At 38.9% G+C, this 3914-nt stretch carries 2 protein-coding genes and 1 pseudogene; 2 read left to right on the forward strand and 1 reads right to left on the reverse strand.

Features of this window, described 5'->3' with window-relative positions; genetic code table 11:
* The first annotated feature begins 31 nt into the window (after positions 1-31).
* Complete coding sequence (frr, locus tag VIH09_RS05205; RefSeq protein WP_331578590.1) at positions 32-595, forward strand: ribosome recycling factor; 564 nt, start codon at positions 32-34, stop codon at positions 593-595.
* Between the two features lie 64 nt (positions 596-659).
* Here the strand turns inward: frr and VIH09_RS05210 are convergent, their stop codons facing one another.
* On the reverse strand, positions 660-2930 hold the full coding sequence (locus VIH09_RS05210; protein WP_331578591.1) for a cation:proton antiporter: 2271 nt from the start codon (positions 2928-2930) through the stop codon (positions 660-662).
* 198 nt (positions 2931-3128) lie between these two features.
* Here VIH09_RS05210 and VIH09_RS05215 point away from each other — a divergent pair.
* Positions 3129-3914: pseudogene (locus tag VIH09_RS05215) on the forward strand (RND family transporter); the annotation flags it as partial.

Here is a 3914-nt window from a genome sequence, read left to right on the forward strand (position 1 = left end):
GAATTGATCACTGACCACTAAATGAAAAGTTATGACAGAAGAAATTGAATTTATATTAGATAGCACCAAAGAGTCTATGGCTGGTTCTATTGCTCACTTAGAAAAAGAATTTTTAAATATTCGTGCCGGAAAAGCATCCCCAGCAATGCTAGGAAGTGTTTTTGTTGATTATTACGGTTCTGCCACGCCGCTTTCGCAAGTGTCAAAAATCAGTGTTCCAGATGCAAGAACCATCACCTTGCAGCCTTTTGAAAAAAACATGCTTCATCCCATCGAAAAAGCGATCATGATAGCAAACATAGGCTTTAATCCAATGAACAATGGAGACGTAATTATTATCAGTGTTCCGCCATTGACCGAGGAAAGAAGACGCGATCTTGCCAAACAAGCAAAAGTAGAGGCTGAGGACGCGAAAATAGGTATTAGAAACGCACGTAAAGATGCCAATACTGAAATAAAGAAATTAGAAAAAGAAGGCACATCCGAAGACATTTGTAAAAGCGCAGAGGAAGAAGTGCAAAATCTTACCAATAGTTACATCAGAAAAGTAGATGAACTTCTTGTTCTGAAAGAAGCAGATATCATGAAGGTCTAACCTTCTCGATTCAAAATTAAGATCCGTCTCGTTTAAATAACGGGACGGATTTTTTATTATTTACCTAGTGTTTAATAATCAGGACCGATGGCGTGCTATCCAACCAAGTAGCGTCTGAATCCATCAGGATTTTCCAACCCTCAAGGCTGACCAACAACAGATCTTGGTTTTCCAAAAATTCCGTGTTAATACTGTTTTCGGACACAACTTCCATATTGTTAGGATATTTTTGTTCCAATGAATTTACGGCACTTTGAATGACAAAATTGGTGCGGGCGTGACCGTTCACATCAACAACGACAATTTTAGAATTGTTGTTGTTAATCAGTTTTTGAGCATAATCGATCAACAAGGAATCCTCCGATTTAAAAACGGGGATAAAAACCCGGTCTATTTTTTGAAATTCATTGTCTATCAAAATTCCCAAAGGCAACTTCGTTTTGGCCACAATCTGCCTGGTTCTTTCGTCAAATGGAGAATTTTCGAACAAGCCTTCCTTGCCCGTGAATTTGTCAATCAAGCGGTCCGGATTGATGATCCTCGTTGTGAATCCCACTACTCTGCCCAGCAATGTACCTTCAAAAATAGATTTCCCCAAACCTACCAACAGCAAATCGTAATCCCCTTGATTGGCGACATCGGCAATTTCATTTTCAATATCATTAGTGACCTTAAAAAGGGTGGTGATTTCCATCTTCAATTGCTCCGATTCTTCAAAAATAGGCTCAAAACTATTTTTTTCTTTGTCTTCCATGTTGAAAGAATGCAATTCGTCACTCAATGACAAATGCATAGCGGTGACGTTAGAGCTGTTTTTTTGCTTTTTTGTCAAGCTATTCGCCAATCGCAATAACGACTTTCCCTTCTCATTATTACCAAATGAAATCAGTATGCGGTATTTATTATGATCCGCAATTTCTTCATTATCAGAGACATCTTTACTTTTGAAAATAAAATTAATGAAGTCCAATGCGGGACCGGTCATAAAAGTCGTAACCAATGCCATTATTACCATCATCGCAAACACTTCTGGGGTAAGCACTTTTAGTTCCAGTCCTATATTCAACACGATCAGTTCCATCAATCCCCTGGTATTCATCAAAGCGCCGATGGTCAAACTATTTTTCCAGCTTTGTCCCACAAATCTCGCGGCCAAAGCACTTCCAAGAAACTTACCGATAACGGCAACGGCAATAATCGCGGCAGTTACCTTCCATAAATAGGGGTCGTTGAGGAGCCCAATTTCTGTCTGCAAGCCAGTGTAAACAAAAAACAGAGGCAGCAAAAGAATAACGGAGACATCTTCCACTTTTTCAATGAAAATCATCCTGAATTTAGAAACATCGGGCATAATAGAACCCATCATAAAAGCTCCAAAAAGTGCGTGAATTCCAATTACCTCAGTGGCGTAAGAGGAAAGGATCAGAAAAAGAAAGAAAATGGCCATCACCGGTTTTCCAATACTGTCTTTTGAACCGTATAAATCCCCAATTCTTTTCAGAAAGGGTTTCACGATAAAAACCATGACGAGCACATAGGCTACCGCAAGTGAAATCACATATAACGAGCCCACAAAATTTCCCGCTTTCACTATCGCGATAACCACCGCCAGAAGGCACCAGGCGGTAATGTCATCAGCTGCGGCACAAGTAATCACGATGGCCCCCAGTCTCGTTTTATGAATTCCCCTTTCCTGAACGATTCTTGCCAAAACCGGAAAAGCCGTTATGCTCATGGCGATTCCCATAAACAAACTAAACGAAAGAAACTCAACCCCCGCAGGAGCAAATTGATTATACACAAAATAAGACAAACCAATACCAAGTGCGAAAGGAATAACGATGCTGGCATGGCTGATCACAATTGCTTCACTGGCCTTGTTTTTGAGCACCTTTATATCAAGCTCCATCCCTATGACAAACATGAAAAGGATCAGTCCTATTTGACTTAGGAATTTTAAATTCCCCAACGATTCCACCGGGAATAAAGCGGCCGAAAAGCCCGGAAAATAAAACCCCACTAGAGAGGGTCCCAGAACGATTCCAGCTATAATTTCGCCAATAACGGTGGGCTGCCCTATTTTCTTGAAAATCCAGCCAAAAAGGCGTGCCACTAAAATTATCATCACGATCTGTGCCAGAAGTATGGCCAAAGGATCTTGAAAGTTGTCCTGCAATGATGTCAAAAATTCATTCCAGCTGCTACTCCCTATTTCCGAAACACCCCCTATCTTTCCTCTTTCAAGCAGTTTCCCCCTTGTGAGAATCCAATAAATCAAGACAGTGAAACCGCCGGTAACACTAAGATAAAATAAGCTGTTTTTATATTTTTTCATATTCCTTTTATGATAGCTAAGTCATTTTAAAACAAACACAAAGATGTGAAATTCTAACCTATGTTTTACATCAGCCAAATTAACTTTTTTCTGAAATTCAAAAACCGACGTTTCGCTTTGAAACGCCATAAAAAACTTTGGACAAATTTCAAGTTTAGCGGTGGTTTTCACTACATTTGCACCCATTTTGATACATTTATGAAAAAGAAATTAAAAGTAGGTTTTTGGGAACTCATCGCCAGAATCGTGCTTAAAAACAGAATCGTTATACTTGGTGTTATTGTTTTAATAACCGTCTTTTTGGCCCTGCAATGGAAAAACATTCGGTTTTCTTTTACAGAAGCTAATTTACTGCCTGACAATCACATCGTAAACAAGGAGTACAATGCTTTCCTGGACATGTTTGGCGAAGAGGGTAATTTAATTGTCGTTGGGGTTAAAGACGACACTTTCTTTACTCCGAAAGCATTTGCGGCATGGAATAAATTAATGAATGACGTCAAATCCAAAAAAGAAGTCGATTTGATCGTTTCCATCAATGACTTGAAAAAACTTCAGAAAAACGATAGCCTTCAATCTTTTGAATTAGTTCCTTTTGTGGACCAAAGTAAAACTATAGATCAAGATTATCTTGCATCGATAAAAAAAGAGCTGTTCGAAAAAATGCCTTTTTATGAAGGATTGCTTTTCAATAAAAAAAACGGAACCATCCGCTCGGCAATTTATTTGGATAAGAAAATTGTTAATACGCCACAACGAAAGGATTACATTATAAATGATTTTATCCCAAAAATCGAAGCTTTCGAAAAAGAAACAGGCATCGATCTGAAGGTTTCGGGAATGCCCTACATCAGAACGCTGAACGCAAAAAGCATCACTGACGAAATCAGCCTGTTTATTGGCGCCTCTCTATTAGTGACTTCGCTAATTTTCTTTTTCTTTTTTCGCTCGTTTCGAGCTACGTTAATATCTTTAGTTATTGTC

It is taken from the genome of Flavobacterium sp., from assembly GCF_036515215.1.
GTDB lineage: Bacteria > Bacteroidota > Bacteroidia > Flavobacteriales > Flavobacteriaceae > Flavobacterium.

Bases quoted from the DNA above. Each gene is read 5' to 3' on its own strand.
- frr (WP_331578590.1), top strand. From the start codon at position 32: ATGACAGAAGAAATTGAATTTATATTAGATAGCACCAAAGAGTCTATG.
- VIH09_RS05210 (WP_331578591.1), bottom strand. From the start codon at position 2,930: ATGAAAAAATATAAAAACAGCTTATTTTATCTTAGTGTTACCGGCGGT.